Origin of the sequence: Stenotrophomonas sp. Br8, assembly GCF_014763005.1 — a bacterium.
In the GTDB taxonomy this organism is placed as follows: domain Bacteria; phylum Pseudomonadota; class Gammaproteobacteria; order Xanthomonadales; family Xanthomonadaceae; genus Stenotrophomonas; species Stenotrophomonas lactitubi.
Map to the genome: position 1 here is coordinate 71,721 of NZ_JACGTN010000003.1, position 18,716 is coordinate 90,436.

Genomic DNA, 18,716 nt, shown 5'->3' on the forward strand with positions numbered 1-18,716 from the left:
ATGGCAGATAATCATTACGACGCCATCGTTGTTGGCTCGGGAATCAGTGGCGGTTGGGCGGCGAAGGAGCTGACCGAGAAGGGCCTGAAGGTCCTGATGCTGGAACGCGGACGCAACATCGAGCACGTCAAGGACTACGTCAATGCGATGAAGGAGCCGTGGGATTTCCCGCATCGCAACCGGCCTACACAGGCGATGAAGGCTGCCTTCCCGGTGTTGATGCGCGACTACGCCCTGGCCGAGAACCTGCAGGGCATGTGGGCCGACGAACAGGAGTCGCCCTACATCGAGACCAAGCGATTCGACTGGTTCCGCGGCTACCACGTGGGTGGCCGTTCGCTGATGTGGGGGCGGCAGAGCTATCGCTTCTCTGACATGGACTTCGAGGCGAACCTCAAGGACGGCATCGCCACCGACTGGCCGATCCGCTACGCCGACATCGCACCCTGGTACGACCATGTGGAGAAATTCGCCGGCATCGCCGGTACGCGCGAAGGGCTGGACGTGTTGCCGGACGGCGAGTTCCTTCCGCCGATCCCGTTGAACATCGTCGAAAAGGACGTGGCCGCGCGGATCCAGAAAGCCTTCGGCGGAACGCGGCACATGATCCACTCGCGCACCGCCAACATCACCAAGCCCATGCCGGAGCAGGGCCGCGTCAACTGCCAGTACCGCAACAAGTGCATTCTCGGCTGTCCCTTCGGTGCCTACTTCTCGACCCAGTCGGCAACGCTGCCGGCGGCCATGAAGACCGGCAACCTGACGTTGCGGCCCTTCTCGATCGTCAAGGAAGTGCTCTACGACAAGGACCGCAAGCGTGCGCGCGGCGTGGAGGTCATCGACGCAGAGACCGGCCAGACCTACCAGTACACGGCCAAGGTCATCTTCCTCAACGCGTCCTCCTTCAACTCGACCTGGCTGCTGATGAACTCGGCCACCGATGTGTGGGAAGGCGGGCTGGGCTCTTCGTCCGGCGAACTGGGGCACAACGTGATGGACCATCATTTTGGTGCTGGTGCCTCGGGCCGGGTCGAGGGCTACGAGGACAAGTACTACTTCGGCCGCCGTCCCTGCGGTTTCTACATTCCGCGGTTCCGCAACATCGCTACGGACAAGCGCGGCTACCTGCGTGGGTTCGGCTACCAGGGCGGTGCCAGCCGCACCGGGTGGTCGCGCGAGATCGCCGAGCTGAACATCGGTGCCGACCTGAAGGACGCGCTGACCGTGCCGGGCGACTGGCGCATCGGCATGACCGGCTTCGGCGAGATGCTGCCGCACCACGACAACACCATCCGCCTGGACCGCGACCGCAAGGACAAGTGGGGTCTGCCGGTGCTGGCGATGGACGTAGCCATGCGTGCCAACGAACTGGCGATGCGCAAGGACATGGCTGCCGATGCCGCCGAGATGCTGGAGGCGGCCGGCGTCAAGGACGTGGAGATGCACGACAGCGACTACGCTCCGGGCAAGGGCATCCACGAGATGGGGACCGCGCGCATGGGGCGTGACCGCAGGACCTCCGTGCTGAACCAGCACAACCAGGTGTGGGATGCGCCCAATGTCTATGTGACCGACGGTGCCTGCATGACCTCCAGCGCCTGCGTGAATCCCTCGCTGACCTACATGGCGTTGACCGCGCGCGCGGCCGACCACGCCGTGCGCGAACTGAAAGCGGGGAATCTCTGATGGATCGCCGCGAACTGTTGAAGATGATCGTCGCCGCCACCGGCGCGGCCATGGTCGGCCTGCCTGCGCTTGTTCATGGGCAGGCGCCGGCTGCCGGTACGAAGCCTCACTTCTCCGACGCCGATGTCGGCACGTTGGACGAGATCGCCGAGACCATCCTGCCACGGACGAAGACGCCGGGGGCGAAGGACGCCGGCGCCGGTGCTTTCATGGCGACGTTCGTCAGCGACTGCTACACCGCCCGGCAGCAGGCGACGTTCCGCGCCGGCCTGACCGATATCGACAAACGCGCCGGTGGCCGCTTCATTTCACTCGCGCCGCAGGCCCGCACCGAACTGCTGCGCACGCTGGATGCCGAGGCGAGGAAGCGCGCGGTCGATGTAACCGAAACCGGCACTGCCGAGGAAGGAGAAGCGATGCCGCATTACTTCACGATGATCAAGCAGCTGGCCATCTTCGGCTTCTTCACCTCGAAGGTCGGTGCGACCGAAGTGCTGCAGTACGTTGCCGTGCCGGGCCGCTACGACGGCGACCTCGCCTATGTTGCCGGCACGCCCGCATGGGGGACCAGCTGATGGAAAACGCCATGATGATCCGCTCTCTGTTGCTTGCCGCCGGCCTGCTGGTGGTAGCGCCCGCATTCGCGCAGGCCGGCACCGATCCTGCGCGCGATCCGAAGAAGACCGAGGTGTGGACGCCTGTGCCTGCAGTGGTGGCCACGCCCGCGGGCAGAGCGCCCTCCGACGCGATCGTGCTGTTCGATGGCAGGGATGTCTCCGCGTGGGAGTCCGAGCAGGGTGGGCGCGTGCCTTGGACCGTAGCCGACGGCGCGCTGACCGTGGTGCCGGGCAGCAAGGGCATCCGCACCAGGCAACGCTTCTGCGACATCCAGTTGCATGTCGAGTGGCGCACGCCCACCGATACGAAGGGCTTCGACGGCCAGAACCGGGGCAACAGCGGCATCTTCCTGCAGGAGCAGTATGAGCTGCAGGTGCTCGACAGTTACAACAATCCGACCTATGCCAACGGCCAGGCGGGCTCCATCTACAAGCAGGCCATGCCGCGGGTGAACGCTTCGCGTGCCCCGGGCGAGTGGCAGGCCTACGACATCCTCTGGAAGGCACCGCGCTTCTCGCCGGGTGGCGGGCTCACTTCGCCCGCGCGTATCACCGTGCTGCACAACGGCGTGCTGGTGCAGGACGACACCGTGCTGGCGGGCAAGACCGAGTACATCGGCGCGCCCTCGTACTCGCCACATGCGTGCGCGCCGATCTATCTGCAGGAGCATGATTCCAAGGTCAGCTACCGCAACATCTGGGTGCGCGAACTGTAACGGCTGCCTGCTACTTCGCCAGGAAACTGGCGATGTCATCGATTTCCTGCTGCGACAGCTGGGAGAAGGGCGGCATCAATCCGCCGCCCTTCCTGATCTTGTCCTTGATCTGCGCCGGCTGCAGCCGCTTGCTGACGTCGGTGAGGGCGGGGAACGCGCCCGGCATGCCCGCACGGTCTGCGCCATGGCAGGCCGTGCAGTTCGCGGTGTAGAGCTTTGCGCCGGCGGCAGGGTCATCCTTGCACCACGCCGCAGTCGTAAACACAGCACAGGAAAGAACCACGGCCACTGTCAGGATCGTCTTCAAGGAGGTCTCCTTCGCTAGCGCTGTGCGCTGGCGGGCAGGGTGACGGTCAGGTGTTCCCGCAGGTAATCCGCGCCGGTCTGGATGACTTTGGCCGGGTCGCGCGGCTGGTCGTGCTCGACGATGTACCACTGCACGCCGGCCTTTGCCGCGGCCGGCAGGATCGCCTTCCAGTCCAGCACGCCCTGGCCGACGGCGGCAAAGCCACCCTCGTCTTCGGCCTGGCCTTTGGGTGCGTTGTCCTTGGCGTGTACCGCGAACAGCCGACCGCGGAATTTCGCCAGCATCACCGCCGGGTCCAGGCCCGCACGCGCGACCCAGGCCAGGTCCAGCTCGGTCTGCAGGTCGGGCCCCGCCGCTGCGAACAGCAGTTCCAGTCCTGTCCGGCCATTGAAGTCGACGAGCTCGAAATCGTGGTTGTGGTAGGCCAGTCGCATGCCCTTGGCGCGTACCTGTTTCGCGATCCTGCCCAGCTCCGTGCCCAGTGCGGTCCAGCCCGCGGCATCGGTCGGCCGATCCTTCGCGTCCAGGTATGGCACCACCAGCGTGGTGTTGCCGATCAATCGGTTGAAGGCCACCACGCCGTCAAGGTCCTTGCGCAGCTCGGCCAATGGCACGTGCGAGGAAATCGCCTTGATCGAATACCTCCCCAGCAACTGCTTGAGTTCGGTAGCGCTGACGCCCTGCGTGCCCACCGTTTCCACCGCACCCACGCCCGCGTCTTGGACGATCTTCAGCTGCTGCTCAAGCGAGCCGGCATTGCGCAGGGTGTACATCTGTACCGCGATGGGCTTTTGTGGGCCGGCAGCTTCGCGTGCGAAAGCGGGCAGGGCAGCGAGCAGCAGCACTGCGAGCGTCGCAGCTCTACGAACAGGGGTGTTCATCAAAAGATCCTCCCGGGATTCAACCGATGGCGGTCCAGGCGCGCGTCCTGGCCGATGTGATGACGCGGTCGACGATCTGCGCCGAGCGCATGCCGTCTTCGAAGGTGGGCAGGCCGTGCGGCCGCTCGCCTTCGATGGCGCGATAGGTGTCGGCAACAAATGCTTCGAAGCAATGGCCATAGCCCTGCGCGTGCCCCGCCGGCAGCACCGACAGCCGGCGTTGTTCGGCACTGCCGGCGCCTGGCCCACGCACGAAGATTTCCTCGCGCTGCTCGGGCAGGCCGATCCACAGCCGCTCGGCGTCCTCCTGGTTGAAGGCCACGCTGGCTCTGGCGCCATCGATCTCGAACCAGAGGCGATTGCGGCGTCCCGCCGATACCTGACTGACCGTCAACGATGCCAGCGTACCGGCGCCGGTACGGAACATCGCCGCGGCCACGTCCTCGCTCGCCACCGCCTGCATCGCGCCACCTGCCGCCGCTGTCGTGAAGCTCTTGCCGGTGTCGGCGCTGCGTTCGGCGATCACCGTGTCGAACGCCGCGCTGACCTCGGTGAAACGCTCGCCGCTGACCCACTCCACCAGGTCGCACCAGTGCGAGCCGATGTCGGCGAACACGCGCGATGCGCCGCCCAGTGCCGGGTCCACGCGCCAGTTGTTGCTGGCCGGGTCCAGCAGCCAGTCCTGCAGGTAGCTGCCATGGATCAGGTGCAGCGGTCCCAGTTCGCCCTGCGCGATGCGTGCGCGCGCCTCGCGGACGACCGGGTGGTAGCGGTAGACGAAGGGCACCGTGGCGATCAGTCCGGTCGCGGCAGCCAGCGCAGCCAGGGCCGCGGCGTCTTCCAGCATGGTGGCCAGCGGCTTCTCGCAGATCACATGCTTGCCGGCCTGCAGTGCGGCCTGTGCCATGGAGTGGTGCAGATGGTTGGGCGTGCAGACATGCACGACCTGGACCTGTGGGTCGGCGACCACCTCCTCGATGTCCCGATAGGCACGCGGAACATTCCACGACTGTGCCACTTCAAGCGCGCGTTGCGGGGACGAGGCGGCGACGCCACGGATGTCGGCACCCGCCAGCAGCGCCGCGCGACGATGCACGGCACCGATCATGCCCGTACCGACGATGGCGATTCCAAGCTTTGGCATCGGGTAGTGTCCTCAGGGCGTGGAAGGTGCGGCCGCGACCACCGGCCGGTCGCGGAACAGCAACAGGAAGGCGACCAGCACGATCAGCGCGACGCCTGCCGGGAACAGCCAGATCTGCTGCCAGTCCGGTCCCGCCGCCGTGGTGAAGTGCTCCACCACCGCGCCGGACAGGAACGTGCCGATCAACATGCCCACGCCGTACGTGGCCAGGGTGATGAAGCCCTGCGCGCTGCTGCGCGCGGCCGGGCCGGCATGCGCATCGGTGTAGATCTGGCCGGTGACGAAGAAGAAGTCGTAGCAGATGCCGTGCAGCACGATGCCGATCACCAGCAGCGAGAAGCCGCCGCCTGCATCGCCAAAGGCGAACATGGCATAACGCACTACCCACGCGGCCATGCCTACGGCCAGCATCGTCTTCACCCCCAGCCGCACGAACAGGAACGGCATGGCCAGCATCAGCAGGACTTCGGAGACCTGCCCCAGCGACTGCAGGCCCGCTGCGCCGCGCACACCGAGATCATTGAGGTACGGGTTGGTGAAGTTGTAGTAGAACGCCAGCGGGATGCAGATGGCGATGGACGCCAGGAAGAACACCAGATACGAGCGCGACTTCAGCAGCCGCAGCGAATCCAGCCCCAGGATCTGCCCCAACCCGGCATCGCGCTGCTGCGCCAGCGGCGGCGTGTGGGGCAGGGTGAACGCATACAGGCCCAGCGCCAGCGACGCCATCGCCGCCATCCGGAATGTCAGCTCAAGCCGGTGCGCCTGCTCCCAGCCCAACCAGCCGATCAGCACGCCGGCCACGATCCAGCCGATGCTGCCGGCCACGCGCACCGGGGGGAATTGTTTCTCGGGCGATTGCATGTGCCGCATCGCCACGCTGTTGGCCAACGCCAGCGTCGGCATGAACAGCAACATGTAGCCCATCACGCAGGCGAAGAACGTGTTGAAGTCCGTCGCCGTGGACGCCAGCCACATCAGCGCCGCGCCGGCCAGGTGAAGTACCGCGAGGATGCGCTGGGCGGCGAAGTAGCGATCCGCGATCAGGCCGACCAGGAAGGGGGCCACGATGGCGCCGATGGACTGGCTGAGGAAGGCCGTCGCCACCTGGCTTGCACTGGCCTGCAGCGGGCCTTGGACGAGATAGGTTCCCAGGGTCACGAACCACGCGCCCCAGATGAAGAACTGCAGAAACATCATCGCGCCCAAGCGCGACATCGCGTGCGTCATGGCTTGCCCTCCCGGGGCGGTATCGGCTCAGATTCCCAGCATGCGGTGCAGTGAAGCGGCGTCCGTGCCGCTGTCGGCAAAGTCGTCGAAGGCGCGTTCGGTCACGCGGATGATGTGGTCGCGGATGAAAGCGGCTCCTTCCCGTGCACCGTCTTCCGGGTGCTTCAGGCAGCACTCCCACTCCAGCACTGCCCAGCCGGGGAAGTCGTACTGCGCGAATTTCGAGAAGATCGCCTTGAAGTCGATCTGCCCATCGCCGAGTGAACGGAACCGGCCTGGACGATCGATCCAGTCCTGGTAGCCGCCATACACGCCACTGCGCGCGCTGGCGTGATATTCCGCATCCTTGACGTGGAAGATGCCGATGCGCGCGTGGTAGCGGTCGATGAAGCCGAGGTAGTCCATCTGCTGCAGCAGCATATGGCTGGGGTCGTACAGGATCTTCGCGCGGGGATGCTGGTCCACCACGTCGAGGAAGCGCTCGAAGGTCGCGCCGTCATGCAGATCCTCACCCGGGTGGATCTCGAAGCACAGGTCCACGCCGCACGCGTCGAACGCATCCAGGATGGGGCGCCAGCGGCGGCCGAGTTCGGCGAAGGCTTCTTCCACCAGCCCGGGCGGACGTTGCGGCCAAGGATAGAAATACGGCCAGGCCAGCGCGCCGGAGAACGTGGCATGCGCCGTCAGCCCCAGGCGCTGGCTGGCCTTGGCGGCCAGCAGCAGCTGCTCCACCGCCCAGGCCTGGCGGGCGGCAGGATCACCGCGTTTGTCCGGCGGCGCGAATCCGTCGAACAGGCTGTCGTAGGCGGGATGGACGGCGACCAGCTGCCCTTGCAGGTGAGTGGACAGTTCGGTGATCTGCAGGCCATGTCCGGTCAGCATGCCGGCGATGTCGTCGCAGTACGTCTGGCTGTGCGCCGCCTCGGCCAGATCGAACAGGTGGGGCGCGCTGGTCGGCACTTGTAGGCCAGAATAGCCCAGGCCCGCGGCCCATCCGGCCAGCGTGTCCAGCCGATCAAAAGGAGCTGTGTCGCCGATGAACTGCGCCAGGAACAGCGCTGGACCCTTGAGCGTCTTCAACGTGATTCGCCCTCGATGCAATCGATTGCATTATCCTAGCAGGGGCTCACGCAGGACCTGTTGTGCACTGCACAGCGGACAGGAGAACTAACGCCATGGCCACCATCTACGACATCGCAAAGCACGTTGGCGTCTCTGCCGGCACGGTGTCGCGCGCACTGTCCCGGCCGGACAAAGTCCTGCCGGCCACCCGCACGCGCATCGAGCAGGCCGCTGCGGCGCTGGGCTATGTTCCCAACACGGTGGCCAGGACGCTCAAGACCCAGCGCAGCGGCAAGATCCTGGTCACTGTGCCGGACATTGCCAACCCGTTCTTCGCCCAGATTCTGCAGGGCGCGGAGGACGCGGCGCAGGCCGTCGGCTACGCCGTCCTGCTGGGCGATACCCAGAACCTGCCCGAGCGCGAGGAGCGTTACGCGCAGATGCTCCGGCGCAACGAGGCCGATGGCCTGATCGTGCTGGGGCATCGCCTGCCGCCGACGGCACGCGATATCGTCGAGCAACGGGGGGTCGCCGCGCCGGTGGTCAACGGATGTGAGTTCGACCCCGCGCTGGGCATTCCCAGCGTCCACATCGACAACGCCGCCGCCGCGCGCGCGGTGATGGAACATCTGTACGGCCTGGGGCATGAGCGGATCGCCGTGGTAGGCGGGCCGCCCGACAATCCGCTGCACACGCAGCGACTGGAAGGGGTTCGCGCCGCCGGAAGGGCGCGTGGCCGCCTGCGCCACCTCAGCATCGTGCCGGGTGACTTTTCGGTGGAGTCCGGCCATGCGGCCGCGATGGCGCTGTTGGCCGTCGCGCCGGCGCCCACCGCGATCTTCTGCTTCAGCGACCAGATGGCGCTGGGCACCCTGGCAGCCTGCCGGGATCTGGGCATCCGCGTGCCGGATGACGTCTCCATCGTCGGCTTCGATGACCTGGCCTCATCACGTTACCTGACGCCTCCGTTGACGACCATCAGGCAGCCGATGCGGGAGATCGGCGAGCGCGCAGTCAACCTGCTGCTCGCCATCATCGAACAGGTCGATGTGCCACGTCAGCAGACGCTGGAGTTCAGTCTGATGGTGCGGGGCTCGACGGCGTCGCCCAGACGAAGCTGAGCGCAACGGCGGGGTGGCGTGATGCCGCGCTTTCCCCGCCTCAGGGCTTGCCGCGCTTTGCGTCCACGCTATAGCGCCCTGGCCCGCTGCACGCCAGCAGCAGGAAGCCGCCGGCGATGGCCAGATTCTTCAGGAACATGATCTGCTGCACCGGGTCGGCCAGCTGGTGGTGGAAGATGAAGGCCGTGACCAGGCTGAAGGCGGCCAGCACCGCTGCCACTGCCCGGGTCTGGAAGCCGAACAGGATGCACAGGGCCGTGCCGATCTCGAACAGGATGGTGGGCCACAGCAGGATGCCGGGAAGACCCATCGCCGCCATGTAGCCCTGTGTTGCCGCCGGGTCGGACAGCTTGCCCAGGCCGGATACCAGGAACAGCAGCATCAGCAACACACGGGCGGCCAGCTTCGCAAGAGAGTGAAGTGATGTGTTCACGGCAACGTCCTCAGGGTGGGCAGCGTGGATGGAGGTCGAGAACCTGTGCGGGCATCGAAGCCCATCACGAGTGAAGTCGGTGTTGAGACCAACAGCTCCGGCATCCTGCGGGACAGGTCCTTCGATTCATATCCCACACGCATGAGTGATATCCAGCTGATGCTCTGTTTCCATCAGTGCGCGGCCGTTAGCGTGGGGGCTCGTCGAATGAGCACGTGCCCCGATGCCAGCCAGAGCTACCTTCCGCACCCTTCTTCCGCGCACAGGCATGCTGGTCGCCCTGTTGGCCGTAGCCAGCCTTGCATCGGCGGCAGTACCGCAGCCGCTGCAGATACAGCAGCAGGGCAGCCTGCTTGCCGGCGGTTCGGTCGCCACTGCGCCGGGTACGTTCGATCCGTACCGGCCGCTGCTGCCTGAAGGTCAGACCTTCCATGGCGACCATGTCTATGCGTTCTACCAGATACCGGTAAATGCCCGGCCATTGCCGATCGTGATGCTGCACGGTGCGGGTCAGTCGTCCAGGAGCTGGGAAACCACGGCCGATGGGCGCGAAGGTTTCCAGAACCTCTTCCTGCGCCGGCGCTTTGCGACCTACCTGCTGGACCAGCCCCGGCGCGGAAAGGCCGGCAGGAGCCTGGTCGAGCAGACCATCAAGCCCGTAGCCGATGAGCAGTTGTGGTTCAACCAGTTCCGCATCGGCGTATGGCCCGATGCGTTCGCGGGCAGCCAGTTCCCGCCTGGCGTGATCGCCCGCGAGCAGTTCTTCCGCTCCATGACACCCAATACCGGGCCCTACGACAGCGCGGTTGTCGCCCAGGGGATCTCCGCGCTGCTGGACAAGACAGGCCCAGCGATCCTGTTCACCCATTCGCAGGGCGGTGGGCCCGGTTGGCTTGCCGCGATCAGCAACCCCGGCGTGCGCGCCATCGTTGCGTTCGAGCCTGGCAGTGATTTCGTGTTTCCCGAAGGCGAAGCACCAGCGCCGATCACCAGCGCGTTCGACACGCTTGTGCCACGCGTCGTTGCGCAGGACCAGTTCGATGCGCTGACCCGCATTCCGATCCTGATCTTCTACGGCGACAACATACCCGCCGACCCCGTGAGGCTGCCGGCCCAGGACAGCTGGCGGGCACGGCTGCAGATGGCGCGGCTGTGGCGGGACGCCGTCAACCGCCATGGTGGCGACGTGCGGCTCATCCATCTGCCGGAGATCGGCATCAAGGGCAACAGCCACTTCATCTTCTCCGACCTCAACAACATCGAGATCGCCGATCTCGTATCGACATTCCTTGCCGACAAGCACCTGGATTGAAGGGAGACATCCATGAAGCGAAATGCCCTCCACGCCACCCTGCTGGCCATCGCGATCGGACTGGGCGTGGGCAAAGCGCAGGCGGCCGATTACCGTGAGAACCCGTATACGTTGGCCTATGAAGGGGCCATCACCGGCAACGTCGCCGGTGAGGTGAACATCCATCCGGTGTCGTACACGCTCAATGGCCTGCGGATCGCCGCCAACGTCTACACGCCGCCCAACTACGCACCCGGCAGCAAATACCCGGCAGTCGTGGTCGCGCACCCCAATGGCGGGGTCAAGGAACAGGTTGCCGGCCTGTATGCCCAGCGGCTGGCCGCGGAGGGGTACATCACCATCACCGCCGATGCGGCCTACCAGGGGGCCAGCGGCGGTCAGCCACGCAACGTGGACAAGCCTGCCTTCCGCATCGAGGACATCCTCGGCATGGCGGACTACATCACCCGCTATCCGGGCGTCGACACCACGCGGCTGGGACTGCTGGGCATCTGCGGCGGAGGTGGCTACTCGCTGTCTGCGGCGCAGACCGACAAGCGCTTCAGGGCGGTGGCAACGATCAGCATGTTCAACTCGGGGCGTGTCCGCCGCAATGGTTATGTGGACTCGCAACTGCAGACGATCCAGCAGCGCCTTCAACAGGCATCCGCCGCACGCGCGCAGGAAGCTGCCGGTGGCCAAGTGCTGTACTCGGGCGACGCCAACCTGACCGATGAGCAGATCGCCAGCCTGCCTTTCGATCTCTACCGGCAGGGATATGAGTATTACTGGAAGACGCACGCTCATCCGGGCTCCACCTTCAAGTACACCACCAGCAGCCTGCTGGACCTGATGCGCTGGGATGCGACCGACCAGATCGAACTGATCGACCAGCCGCTGCTGATGATCGCCGGCAGCAAGGCCGACAGCCGCTACATGACCGAGGACGCGTTCGCCAAAGCGACAGGGACCAAAGACAAGGAGCTGTTCACCCTGGAAGGTGCCACCCACATCGAAACCTACTGGGTGCCGCGGCATGTGGATGCGGCGGTGGCCAAGCTGACGACTTTCTATGGACGCACGTTGTGATCGACCGTGCCCGTCCGGGCGGCGACAAACAGAACGATCTGCATTGAGGACTTCATGATGACCAGAACACTGTTGGGCATTGCACTGGGTGTCGCCGCGCCTTTGGCGCAAGGCGCCGAAGCAGACACGCAGCAGATCGTGCGTGGTGGCACGCAGGCTTCCACCGCAGGTCCTGCCGAATACTTCACCGGCAAGGTCCGCGTTGATCCGTTGTTCGCGGCCGACGCGGGCATTCCCGCATCGGCGGCCTATGTGACGTTCGACGCCGGCGCGCGATCGGCATGGCATACGCATCCCGCCGGGCAACGGCTGGTGGTGGTGTCCGGTGTCGGCCTGACCCAGCAATGGGGCAAGCCGGTGCAGGAAATCCGACCGGGGGATGTGGTGGTCTGCCCGCCGGGAGTGAAGCACTGGCATGGCGCATCGGCGAGCAGTGCAATGACCCATCTGGCGGTGAGCGGCACGGTGGATGGCAAGACCGTTCACTGGATGGAGAAGGTCAGTGATGACGCCTACAACACCCGTTAGCCGGCGACGATGCGGCTGGGTTGCTGCCGGCATCTTCATGGCGGCCCTGACCATGCCACATGCCTACGCCCATCCGCCGCAGGAGACACGCGCCATGAGCAACACCCACGCCGACGCACAGCAGCTATCGGCCCGACAGCAGTCCATCCCGTTGATTGCCGCTGCGATGGCCACCAGCAACATGCCCCGACTCGACATGGCGCTGAACCGTGGTCTGGATGCCGGCCTCACCGTCAGTGAAGCGAAGGAAATCCTGGTGCAGCTTTACGCCTATACCGGTTTCCCGCGCAGCCTCAACGCGCTGGCGGAACTGCTGCGCGTGACCGATGCCCGCAGGCAGCGTGGCATCGAGGACGCGCCCGGACATGAACCCAGTCGCGCCATTCCGGTAGGGAATGCATTGCTGGCCGCAGGTACCGCCAACCAGACGCGTATCTCCGGCGCACCGGTCACTGGCCCGGTGATGGAGTTCGCGCCGGTCATCAACCAGTACCTGCAGACGCACCTGTTCGGTGACATCTTCGAACGCGACAACCTGGACTGGCAGAGCCGCGAGCTGGCCACCGTCGGCGCATTGGCAGTCACGCCCGGGGTGGAAGCACAGCTGCGCTCACATGTTGCGGCCAGTCAGCGGGTTGGCCTGACCATCGCGCAGCTGCGCCAGGTTGCGCGGCTGCTGGCCGAAAGCGGAGAGGCCGCTGCGGCAGCGCGTGCCGATGCGGCCATTGACCAGAACGTCGCCGCTTCCACGCGTTGATGCTTGCCTGCGCTGCGGGCCGGATCAGCGTGCGTAACGCAGCGCATCGCGCAGCAGGGTGAAGGCCGGTGAGGACTGCCGGCGGCTTGGGTAGTACAGGTGATAGCCCGGGAAGGGCGGGCACCAGTCGGCCAGTACGCGAACCAAGGTGCCGGCCTCGATGTGTGCGTGCACCAGATCCTCGGGCATGTAGGCCAGGCCCAGCCCTTCCAGTGCGGCCTGCAGGCGCATGGCGATGTTGTTGAACACCAGCTGGCCTTCCACTCTCACCTTCAGTTCCTTGCCCTTCTTCTCGAACTCCCAGGCGAAGATGCCGCCGTGGGTGGGCAGCCGGATGGTGATGCAGTTGTGCCCGGTCAGGTCATGCGGCGATTTCGGTCTGGGGTGCCGCTGGAAATAGGCGGGCGAACCCACCACCGCCATCCGCAGCTGCGGACCGACCGGCATCGCGATCATGTCCCGTGCCACCTGTTCCCCCAGGCGGATGCCGGCGTCATAGCCCTCGGCGACGATGTCGGTCAGTCCGTAGTCCACGATCACTTCGATGTTCAGATCGGGATGGTCGGGCAGCAGCTTGCCCAGCACCGGTTGCATGACGGTGATCGCCGCGTGCTCGCCGGCGGTGATGCGCAGGCGGCCGGCGGGTTTGTCACGGAAGGCATTGAGCTGGGCAAGTTCGCTGTCGATTTCTTCGAATCGGGGCGCGATGACGCGCAGCAGCTGTTCTCCAGCTTCGGTCGGCGACACGCTGCGCGTGGTGCGGGCAAGCAGGCGCACGCCCAGGCGTTCTTCCAGTTGCCGCATGGACCGGCTCAATGCCGGCTGGGACATGCCCAGCTGGGCGGCGGCGCGGGTGAAGCTGCGCTCGCGCGCCACCAGCGCGAAGAGGGCCAGCTGATCGTAATGTTCGATCCCCATTGATGCGCACCAGATATAAGCGATATCCGATTATGCCTCTGCAAGACCAGGTGCGGGAGGCGTAGATTGCCGCCATGACGACTCGGCTGCCCGATGCTGGCCACCCCACGTACCGCTCGACAAGGAGCCAGACATGAAGACCCGAAAGCTTGGACAAGGCCTGGAGGTATCTGCCCTCGGGCTGGGCTGCATGGGCATGAGTTCAGCCTATGGGCTGGCCGCCGACAAGCGGGAGATGATCGCGCTCATCCGCACCGCGGTGGAACGCGGCGTCACCCACTTCGATACTGCTGAAGCCTACGGTCCCTTCGTCAATGAAGAACTCGTGGGCGAGGCGCTGGCGCCGCTGCGCGACCAGGTGGTCATTGCCACCAAGTTCGGCTTCGACATCGACCCTGCAACCGGTGCACGGGGCGGCGGCACCAACAGCCGGCCCGAGCACATCAAAGCCGTGGCCGAAGCCAGCCTGAAGCGGCTGCGCACGGATCGCGTCGACCTGTTCTACCAGCACCGGGTGGACCCGGCGGTGCCGATCGAAGAGGTCGCTGGCGCCGTCAAAGAACTGATCGCTGAAGGCAAGGTCAAGCATTTCGGGCTATCCGAGGCAGGCGTGCAGACCATCCGCCGGGCACACGCCGTGCAGGCAGTGACCGCGGTGCAGAGCGAGTACTCGCTGTTCTGGCGAGGCCCGGAAGATGAGCTGCTTTCCGTGCTGCAGGAGCTGCAGATCGGCTTCGTGCCGTTCAGTCCCCTGGGCGCGGGTTTCCTGACCGGCAGGATCGACGAGCACACCCGGTTCGACGCCACCGATTTCCGCACTGTCGTGCCACGTTTCTCTGCAGCGTCGCGCAGGGCGAACATGGCACTGGTCGACGTAGTGAAGACCGTGGCATCGGAGAAGGGCGCAACGCCGGCGCAGGTTGCATTGGCCTGGTTGCTTGCGCAGAAACCCTGGATCGCGCCGATTCCGGGGACGACGAAGCTGCATCGCCTGGAAGAAAATCTCGGTGCCGTTGAACTGGTGCTTGATGCGCAGGACCTGGCCCGTATCGATCAACAGCTTGCGGACATCCACCTCAGTGGCGAGCGGCTTCCCGAGGCAGCAATGAAGATGACCGGCCTGTAGTCCATGCAAGCACGGCGCGGCCCCGCCTCAGCGTCGCTCATACCAGCCGCGCGACGCATTGACGATGCGCACCACCGACAACATCACCGGCACTTCGATCAATACACCGACCACCGTCGCCAGCGCCGCACCGGAATGCACGCCGAACAGCCCCACGGCAGTGGCCACTGCCAGCTCGAAGAAGTTGCTGGCACCAATCAGCGCCGAAGGACCGGCCACGCAGTGGGCGACCCCCAGGCGTCGGTTGAGCAGGTAGGCCAGCCCTGAGTTGAAGTAGACCTGGATCAGGATCGGTACTGCCAGGATGGCGATGACCAGCGGCTGCCGCACGATCTGCTCGCCTTGGAAGCCGAACAGCAGCACCAGCGTCAGCAGCAACGCCAGCAGCGAGACCGGCCCCAGCTTTCGCAGCGCGGACTGCAGGCCGGCCTGCCCGCCGCGGGCCAGCAGCCAGCGCCGCAGCAGTACGGCCACCAGCACCGGCGCGATGATGTATAGCGACACCGACAGCAGCAGCGTGTCCCACGGCACGCTGATCGCCGACAGGCCCAGCAGCAGTGCCACCACCGGTGCATACGCCACCACCATGATCGCGTCGTTCAACGCCACCTGGCTGAGGGTGAAGTTGGCATCGCCGCGGCACAGGTTGCTCCATACGAACACCATGGCGGTGCAGGGCGCTGCCGCCAGCAGGATCAGCCCGGCGATGTAGCTGTCGACCTGTGCGGCGGGCAGCGCATCGGCAAACACGTGGCGCAGGAAGAACCAGCCCAGCAGTGCCATCGAGAACGGCTTGACCGCCCAGTTGATGAACAACGTCACGCCGATGCCTTTCCAGTGCTGGCCGAGCTGGCGCATCGCACTGAAATCAACCCGCAGCAGCATCGGGATGATCATCAACCAGATCAGCACGGCGATGGGCAGGTTGACCTTGGCCACCTCCGCCGACGCCAGCGCAGCAAATGGCTGCGGCAGTGCGTGGCCAAGCAGGGTGCCGGCCACGATGCACAGCGCCACCCACAGCGTCAGGTAGCGCTCGAACAACCCCATCGGTGCCGTCGCGCTCACGCCTGGCCGTCCTCGGGTTGCACGAAACCGATGCGATCCAGCGCGTCTTTCAACTGCCCGCGGTCGGACCAGGTGGCAGCGGGCAATGCCAGCAGCGCCAGCAACCGCGCCTTGACGATGGCATGCGCCTGCGCGAACGCGGCCGCCTTGTCATCCGCGCTGCCCTCGACGGCGGCCGGATCTGGCAAGCCCCAGTGCGTGCGCACGAAGTCGCCGAACACCACCGGGCACGCCTCGGCCGCTGCGGCATCGCAGACCGTGATCACCAGGTCCATCGGCGCGGCATCGGCGAACTCGTCCCACGATTTGCTGCGCAGGCCTGCGGTGGCGATGCCCTCGGCCTGCAACTGGGCAAGGGCGAATGGATTGACCGCGCCGGCTGGCTGGCTGCCGGCGCTGAACACCTCGAAGCGGTGGCCGGCCCACGCCCGCAGCGTGGCTTCGGCAAGAACACTGCGGGCGGAATTGCCCGTGCACAGGAACAGGACGCGTTGGGTGGTCACGAAGCGGATCTCCGGTCAGCAGGCGCAATCAGGGGACGTCGGGCTGCAGGCCGGATCGGGCGAGCCTGCGCAGCAGTTGTGGGTGAGGTACTCGATCAGGCCGGTCATGGCACTGAAGTTGGCGCGGTAGCAGACGTTGCGGCCCTGGCTCTCGCTCTCGACCAGCCCGGCCTGCAGCAGCTCCTTCAGGTGGAAGCTGAGCGTGGCCGGCGGCACCTGCAGGGCGGTGCCGATGTCGCCGGCCATGCGGCCGGCCGGGCCGGCTTCCACCAGCAACCGGAAGGCGGCCAGGCGGGTGGCATGGCCAAGGGCGGTGAGGGCGGCGATTGCATTTTTCGTTTCCATATTTCTAGAATAGTCGAATGAATGAATCCATCGCAAGTCCCATCCTCCCGAATCTGGCCGAAGCCTCGCTTCCCCAGCCCGACCTGTCTCAACTGGGCACCGGCCGCACGCATGCGCCGCGGATCCTGCTGCTGTATGGCTCGCTGCGCCCGCAGTCGTTCAGCCGCAAGCTGGCGCTGGAGGCCGAGCACCTGCTGCGTCACCTCGGCTGCGAGACCCGGGTGTTCGATCCGCATGCGTTGCCCATGCTCGACAGCGTCGGCGCCGATCACCCTGAAGTGCAGCGCCTGCGCGCGTGGTCGCAATGGTCCGAAGGCCAGGTCTGGATCAGCCCGGAGCGTCACGGCACGGTCACCGGCGTGTTCAAGAACCAGATCGACTGGCTGCCGCTGGAAGATGGCAGCGTGCGCCCGACGCAGGGCAGGACGCTGGCGGTGATGCAGGTCAGTGGCGGTTCGCAGTCGTTCAACACGGTCAACACGCTGCGCGTGCTGGGGCGGTGGATGCGCATGCTGACCATCCCCAACCAGTCGTCGGTGGCCAAGGCATGGCAGGAGTTCGACGAGAACGGGCAGATGAAACCCTCGGCGTACTACGACCGGGTGGTGGATGTGATGGAGGAGCTGGTCAAGTTCACTCTGCTCACGCGGGACCGTTCGGATTACCTGGTGGATCGCTACAGCGAGCGCAAGGGTGATCAGCAGGCGGCCGCATTGGCGCGCTCGGCCGGGGCGGTGGTTGCACGTTGACGGCAGGCGGCGGCCGCAGGGATGCGCGTGTGCGCGGGCGCATCACCTCAATCCACTACCATGGGCCACCCCTCCAGGATGTGCCCCGATGTCGCTCGTCATCCCGACCCTGCCCAAGCCTCCCGCCGCACGCATCGCCGCCTGGTTGATGATGCTGCTGGGCATGTGGCTGGCACTGAAGCTTGGCCTGGTGGTGACCCTGCTGTCGGGCCTGCTGGTGTTCCAGCTGACCCATGTGCTCGCCTCCACCGTGGAAGGCAAACTGCGTCCCGGGCGGGCACGGGCGATCGCGGTGATCGTGCTGTCGGCGGTGATCATCAGCGCATTGGTGCTGGCAGGTATCGGCGTGGCCTCGTTCTTCCGCAACGAGACCGGCGGCCCTGACGTGTTGCTGGCACGGTTGATGGACATCCTCAACACCTCCCGGCACCAGGTGCCGGCCCTGCTGCAGCCCTACATCCCTGAAGACCTGACGGCGCTGCGTGCGGCCGTCAACGAATGGGCCGCCGAGCACCAGCGCCAGCTGGGCGTGGCCGGCACGTCGGTGGTGCAGGTGGGGGTGCGCGTGCTGATCGGCATGGTGCTGGGCGCGATGATCGCGCTGTACGACGAACTGCCGCTGCCGAAGATGGGCCCGCTGGCGCAGGAACTGATCGGCCGTACCAGCCGCCTGGCCACCGCGTTCCGCCAGGTGGTATTTGCCCAGGTCAAGATCTCGCTGCTCAACACCGTGTTCACCGCCATCTTCCTGCTGGGCGTGCTGCCGCTGTTCGGCGTGCACCTGCCACTGTCGAAGACGCTGGTGCTGATCACCTTCATCGCCGGCTTGCTGCCGGTGGTGGGCAACATCATCTCCAACACCATCATCACCATCGTCGCGTTGTCGGTATCGTTCTACGTGGCCGTGGCTGCGCTGCTGTACCTGGTGGTGATCCACAAGCTGGAGTACTTCCTCAACGCACGCATCGTCGGCGGCGAGATCCAGGCGCGCGCCTGGGAGCTGCTGCTGGCCATGCTGGTGATGGAAGCGGCGTTCGGCCTGCCTGGGCTGGTGGCCGCGCCGGTGTTCTACGCCTACGTGAAGCGCGAACTGGTGGACCAGCGCTGGATTTGACCCACCGTTACGCGAGCGCAGCGCTACACTG

General features: G+C 65.8%; 21 protein-coding genes. 11 read left to right on the top strand and 10 right to left on the bottom strand.

What is annotated here, in order from left to right; genetic code table 11:
* From H3005_RS01640 to H3005_RS01650, 3 genes are read left to right on the top strand one after another with little or no spacing between them, the layout of a single operon-like run.
* Complete coding sequence (locus H3005_RS01640; RefSeq protein ID WP_191077477.1) at positions 1 to 1,686, top strand: GMC family oxidoreductase; 1,686 nt, start codon at positions 1 to 3, stop codon at positions 1,684 to 1,686.
* Entirely contained in the window at positions 1,686 to 2,261 is a 576-nt protein-coding gene (locus tag H3005_RS01645; RefSeq protein WP_191077478.1) for a gluconate 2-dehydrogenase subunit 3 family protein, read from the top strand. The genes H3005_RS01640 and H3005_RS01645 overlap by 1 nt, the downstream gene beginning before the upstream one ends.
* On the top strand, positions 2,246 to 3,019 hold the full coding sequence (locus tag H3005_RS01650; RefSeq protein ID WP_191077479.1) for a DUF1080 domain-containing protein: 774 nt from the start codon (positions 2,246 to 2,248) through the stop codon (positions 3,017 to 3,019). The genes H3005_RS01645 and H3005_RS01650 overlap by 16 nt, the downstream gene beginning before the upstream one ends.
* Before the next feature lie 10 nt (positions 3,020 to 3,029).
* On the opposite strand, the gene H3005_RS01655 is transcribed toward H3005_RS01650, so the two are convergent.
* The 5 genes from H3005_RS01655 to H3005_RS01675 are packed head-to-tail and all read right to left on the bottom strand — an operon-like array spanning position 3,030 to position 7,661.
* A complete protein-coding gene (locus tag H3005_RS01655; protein WP_089239438.1) occupies positions 3,030 to 3,326 on the bottom strand; it encodes a cytochrome c in 297 nt (98 codons plus the stop codon).
* Positions 3,327 to 3,340: 14 nt separating this feature from the next.
* Positions 3,341 to 4,207, bottom strand: a complete 867-nt coding sequence (locus tag H3005_RS01660; protein ID WP_100551794.1) for a sugar phosphate isomerase/epimerase — start codon at positions 4,205 to 4,207, stop codon at positions 3,341 to 3,343.
* Between the two features lie 19 nt (positions 4,208 to 4,226).
* Positions 4,227 to 5,351, bottom strand: coding sequence for a Gfo/Idh/MocA family oxidoreductase (locus H3005_RS01665; RefSeq protein WP_191077480.1), 1,125 nt, complete (start codon positions 5,349 to 5,351; stop codon positions 4,227 to 4,229).
* Between the two features lie 12 nt (positions 5,352 to 5,363).
* Positions 5,364 to 6,581 (bottom strand): nucleoside permease, encoded by a 1,218-nt coding sequence (locus H3005_RS01670; RefSeq protein WP_191077481.1) that lies wholly within the window; start codon positions 6,579 to 6,581, stop codon positions 5,364 to 5,366.
* 27 nt (positions 6,582 to 6,608) lie between these two features.
* Positions 6,609 to 7,661, bottom strand: coding sequence for a sugar phosphate isomerase/epimerase family protein (locus H3005_RS01675; RefSeq protein WP_100551797.1), 1,053 nt, complete (start codon positions 7,659 to 7,661; stop codon positions 6,609 to 6,611).
* Positions 7,662 to 7,756: 95 nt separating this feature from the next.
* Between H3005_RS01675 and H3005_RS01680 the strand changes: the two genes are divergently transcribed.
* Positions 7,757 to 8,764, top strand: a complete 1,008-nt coding sequence (locus H3005_RS01680; RefSeq protein ID WP_100551798.1) for a LacI family DNA-binding transcriptional regulator — start codon at positions 7,757 to 7,759, stop codon at positions 8,762 to 8,764.
* Between the two features lie 40 nt (positions 8,765 to 8,804).
* On the opposite strand, the gene H3005_RS01685 is transcribed toward H3005_RS01680, so the two are convergent.
* The gene (locus H3005_RS01685) at positions 8,805 to 9,197 is read right to left on the bottom strand and encodes a DoxX family protein (RefSeq protein ID WP_100551799.1); all 393 of its coding nucleotides are present in this window, start codon (positions 9,195 to 9,197) and stop codon (positions 8,805 to 8,807) included.
* Between the two features lie 268 nt (positions 9,198 to 9,465).
* Between H3005_RS01685 and H3005_RS01690 the strand changes: the two genes are divergently transcribed.
* From H3005_RS01690 to H3005_RS01705, 4 genes are all read left to right on the top strand, one after another.
* Entirely contained in the window at positions 9,466 to 10,509 is a 1,044-nt protein-coding gene (locus H3005_RS01690) for an alpha/beta fold hydrolase (protein WP_223880005.1), read from the top strand.
* Positions 10,510 to 10,521: 12 nt separating this feature from the next.
* Positions 10,522 to 11,577: an alpha/beta hydrolase gene (locus H3005_RS01695; RefSeq protein ID WP_191077483.1), complete on the top strand. Its 1,056-nt coding sequence runs from the start codon at positions 10,522 to 10,524 to the stop codon at positions 11,575 to 11,577.
* A 57-nt stretch (positions 11,578 to 11,634) separates the two neighbouring features.
* Positions 11,635 to 12,105, top strand: a complete 471-nt coding sequence (locus tag H3005_RS01700; RefSeq protein ID WP_191077484.1) for a cupin domain-containing protein — start codon at positions 11,635 to 11,637, stop codon at positions 12,103 to 12,105.
* A gap of 94 nt (positions 12,106 to 12,199) precedes the next feature.
* Positions 12,200 to 12,862 (top strand): carboxymuconolactone decarboxylase family protein, encoded by a 663-nt coding sequence (locus H3005_RS01705; RefSeq protein ID WP_223880006.1) that lies wholly within the window; start codon positions 12,200 to 12,202, stop codon positions 12,860 to 12,862.
* Positions 12,863 to 12,886: 24 nt separating this feature from the next.
* On the opposite strand, the gene H3005_RS01710 is transcribed toward H3005_RS01705, so the two are convergent.
* Positions 12,887 to 13,780 carry a LysR family transcriptional regulator gene (locus H3005_RS01710; RefSeq protein WP_100551803.1) on the bottom strand — a complete coding sequence of 298 codons (894 nt, stop codon included), beginning with the start codon at positions 13,778 to 13,780 and terminating at the stop codon, positions 12,887 to 12,889.
* A gap of 133 nt (positions 13,781 to 13,913) precedes the next feature.
* Here H3005_RS01710 and H3005_RS01715 point away from each other — a divergent pair, with 133 nt between their 5' ends.
* Positions 13,914 to 14,906: an aldo/keto reductase gene (locus tag H3005_RS01715; RefSeq protein ID WP_191077486.1), complete on the top strand. Its 993-nt coding sequence runs from the start codon at positions 13,914 to 13,916 to the stop codon at positions 14,904 to 14,906.
* Between the two features lie 27 nt (positions 14,907 to 14,933).
* Here the strand turns inward: H3005_RS01715 and arsB are convergent, their stop codons facing one another.
* From arsB to H3005_RS01730, 3 genes are read right to left on the bottom strand one after another with little or no spacing between them, the layout of a single operon-like run.
* Positions 14,934 to 15,956 (bottom strand): ACR3 family arsenite efflux transporter, encoded by a 1,023-nt coding sequence (gene arsB, locus H3005_RS01720; RefSeq protein WP_100551805.1) that lies wholly within the window; start codon positions 15,954 to 15,956, stop codon positions 14,934 to 14,936.
* A 14-nt stretch (positions 15,957 to 15,970) separates the two neighbouring features.
* Complete coding sequence (locus H3005_RS01725) at positions 15,971 to 16,477, bottom strand: arsenate reductase ArsC (protein WP_100551806.1); 507 nt, start codon at positions 16,475 to 16,477, stop codon at positions 15,971 to 15,973.
* A gap of 15 nt (positions 16,478 to 16,492) precedes the next feature.
* Complete coding sequence (locus H3005_RS01730; RefSeq protein WP_100551807.1) at positions 16,493 to 16,822, bottom strand: metalloregulator ArsR/SmtB family transcription factor; 330 nt, start codon at positions 16,820 to 16,822, stop codon at positions 16,493 to 16,495.
* A gap of 17 nt (positions 16,823 to 16,839) precedes the next feature.
* Here H3005_RS01730 and arsH point away from each other — a divergent pair, with 17 nt between their 5' ends.
* Both arsH and H3005_RS01740 read left to right on the top strand, forming a co-directional pair.
* On the top strand, positions 16,840 to 17,571 hold the full coding sequence (gene arsH / locus H3005_RS01735; protein ID WP_100551808.1) for an arsenical resistance protein ArsH: 732 nt from the start codon (positions 16,840 to 16,842) through the stop codon (positions 17,569 to 17,571).
* Between the two features lie 88 nt (positions 17,572 to 17,659).
* The gene (locus tag H3005_RS01740) at positions 17,660 to 18,685 is read left to right on the top strand and encodes an AI-2E family transporter (protein WP_089239458.1); all 1,026 of its coding nucleotides are present in this window, start codon (positions 17,660 to 17,662) and stop codon (positions 18,683 to 18,685) included.
* The last annotated feature ends 31 nt before the right edge of the window (positions 18,686 to 18,716 follow it).

What these genes read in the sequence shown, in the direction of transcription:
- H3005_RS01715 (WP_191077486.1), top strand. Translation starts at nt 13,914, where the DNA reads ATGAAGACCCGAAAGCTTGGACAAGGCCTGGAGGTATCTGCCCTCGGG.
- H3005_RS01730 (WP_100551807.1), bottom strand. Translation starts at nt 16,822, where the DNA reads ATGGAAACGAAAAATGCAATCGCCGCCCTCACCGCCCTTGGCCATGCC.
- H3005_RS01695 (WP_191077483.1), top strand. Translation starts at nt 10,522, where the DNA reads ATGAAGCGAAATGCCCTCCACGCCACCCTGCTGGCCATCGCGATCGGA.
- H3005_RS01680 (WP_100551798.1), top strand. Translation starts at nt 7,757, where the DNA reads ATGGCCACCATCTACGACATCGCAAAGCACGTTGGCGTCTCTGCCGGC.
- H3005_RS01690 (WP_223880005.1), top strand. Translation starts at nt 9,466, where the DNA reads ATGCTGGTCGCCCTGTTGGCCGTAGCCAGCCTTGCATCGGCGGCAGTA.
- H3005_RS01665 (WP_191077480.1), bottom strand. Translation starts at nt 5,351, where the DNA reads ATGCCAAAGCTTGGAATCGCCATCGTCGGTACGGGCATGATCGGTGCC.
- H3005_RS01710 (WP_100551803.1), bottom strand. Translation starts at nt 13,780, where the DNA reads ATGGGGATCGAACATTACGATCAGCTGGCCCTCTTCGCGCTGGTGGCG.
- H3005_RS01700 (WP_191077484.1), top strand. Translation starts at nt 11,635, where the DNA reads ATGACCAGAACACTGTTGGGCATTGCACTGGGTGTCGCCGCGCCTTTG.
- H3005_RS01670 (WP_191077481.1), bottom strand. Translation starts at nt 6,581, where the DNA reads ATGACGCACGCGATGTCGCGCTTGGGCGCGATGATGTTTCTGCAGTTC.
- H3005_RS01660 (WP_100551794.1), bottom strand. Translation starts at nt 4,207, where the DNA reads ATGAACACCCCTGTTCGTAGAGCTGCGACGCTCGCAGTGCTGCTGCTC.
- H3005_RS01705 (WP_223880006.1), top strand. Translation starts at nt 12,200, where the DNA reads ATGAGCAACACCCACGCCGACGCACAGCAGCTATCGGCCCGACAGCAG.
- arsB (WP_100551805.1), bottom strand. Translation starts at nt 15,956, where the DNA reads ATGGGGTTGTTCGAGCGCTACCTGACGCTGTGGGTGGCGCTGTGCATC.
- H3005_RS01645 (WP_191077478.1), top strand. Translation starts at nt 1,686, where the DNA reads ATGGATCGCCGCGAACTGTTGAAGATGATCGTCGCCGCCACCGGCGCG.
- H3005_RS01740 (WP_089239458.1), top strand. Translation starts at nt 17,660, where the DNA reads ATGTCGCTCGTCATCCCGACCCTGCCCAAGCCTCCCGCCGCACGCATC.
- H3005_RS01650 (WP_191077479.1), top strand. Translation starts at nt 2,246, where the DNA reads ATGGGGGACCAGCTGATGGAAAACGCCATGATGATCCGCTCTCTGTTG.
- H3005_RS01640 (WP_191077477.1), top strand. Translation starts at nt 1, where the DNA reads ATGGCAGATAATCATTACGACGCCATCGTTGTTGGCTCGGGAATCAGT.
- arsH (WP_100551808.1), top strand. Translation starts at nt 16,840, where the DNA reads ATGAATGAATCCATCGCAAGTCCCATCCTCCCGAATCTGGCCGAAGCC.